Origin of the sequence: Vibrio sp. Vb2880 (assembly GCF_033337975.1) — a bacterium.
Taxonomy (GTDB): domain Bacteria; phylum Pseudomonadota; class Gammaproteobacteria; order Enterobacterales; family Vibrionaceae; genus Vibrio; species Vibrio alginolyticus.
Genome location: NZ_JAWORT010000075.1, coordinates 1 through 1093, shown reverse-complemented (window position 1 = coordinate 1093; position 1093 = coordinate 1). Strand labels below are relative to the sequence as shown.

At 40.6% G+C, this 1093-nt stretch carries 1 protein-coding gene and 1 pseudogene; both read left to right on the top strand.

What is annotated here, in order from left to right; genetic code table 11:
- Nucleotides 1–527: pseudogene (locus R7M92_RS24930) on the top strand (hypothetical protein); the annotation flags it as partial.
- Nucleotides 517–945 (top strand): hypothetical protein, encoded by a 429-nt coding sequence (locus R7M92_RS24925; protein ID WP_115385742.1) that lies wholly within the window; start codon nucleotides 517–519, stop codon nucleotides 943–945. The pseudogene R7M92_RS24930 and the gene R7M92_RS24925, both read left to right, overlap by 11 nt.
- Nucleotides 946–1093: the final 148 nt, after the last annotated feature.

The following is a 1093-nucleotide window of genomic DNA, read 5'->3' as shown; positions in this document are numbered from 1 at the left end:
TTGACGCCGCGTCTATTGCTAAGCAATTCGGGGATATGAACATTAAGGCGGATCTTGTTGAGAGCAGAGGAAAAATCTTTGTCGCATTCAATGGGACAGATCAGAACGGGAAAGTACTCAAACATGCGTTAGTGAATGGCTCTCGTATCAACATGAACGGAAAAAAATACCCGCTTAATTCATTTAAAGCAATGCAAACTGGTTTTAGCCCGAAATCTAGGGTTGCAAACTTTAAAGGTGCAGGAGTTTTAACGTTTGTTGTATCGGCGAGTATTGCTACTAGTGACCTAGTGTTCAAAGATGATTACCACCTAGTGGATTGGTTTGGGAATGTTGGCTCTGACATGTTCAAATTTATGCTCCAAAGCGCAGTTGGTGAAGCCGCATTGTTTGCTGCTGCTGTCTTAGGTCAACCGATAATTATCGGTGCAATTGCTGTAACAGCGACATATCTTCTAATTGAATGGGCTTGGGGCGAATACAAAATTTCTCAAACGATAGTTGAAAGGTTAGAAAGTGCGATATAAAACTAAAATCCGTTTGGCTGGCTTATTTTTTGTTTCACTAATGCTGTTGTGTTGGTTTTATCCTTCTTATGGCGTTTATTTGGATTACCTTGAGCTATTGAATCGAGCCGATACTGTGCAAGTTTCCGTTATTACCTTGTGGGTTCCTGTTGGTGTTTTTGGGGCTTTAGTGTGTGTGCTTTTTATGACACCTAAAGCATTGCTATATGGGAAGAAGATTAATGAACTTTATTCTCAAAGAGCTATGCAGTTAGCTAACAAAATTAGTATTTATTTTGCATTGGCAGGCGTGGCATTTGCTGCTGGCTGGACATATCACTCTATCGACTTGTTAGAAAAATATGGGTACGTATACAGCCGAGATTTAACAAAAGTCACTCCAACAGGAGTGCACTTGATGTACGTTAAAGCTCGATGATTGAACTTAACGGCACTTAATCCGAACCCAGCCAATACTTTTCTGGTGCGATGTTGCTCATCGCACTAGCCCTTCACAACAACTTTGCAATACCTGTGATTATTCGTAGCTTTCTAAATTAGAGAAGGCACTGACAAGGTTTTGTCCA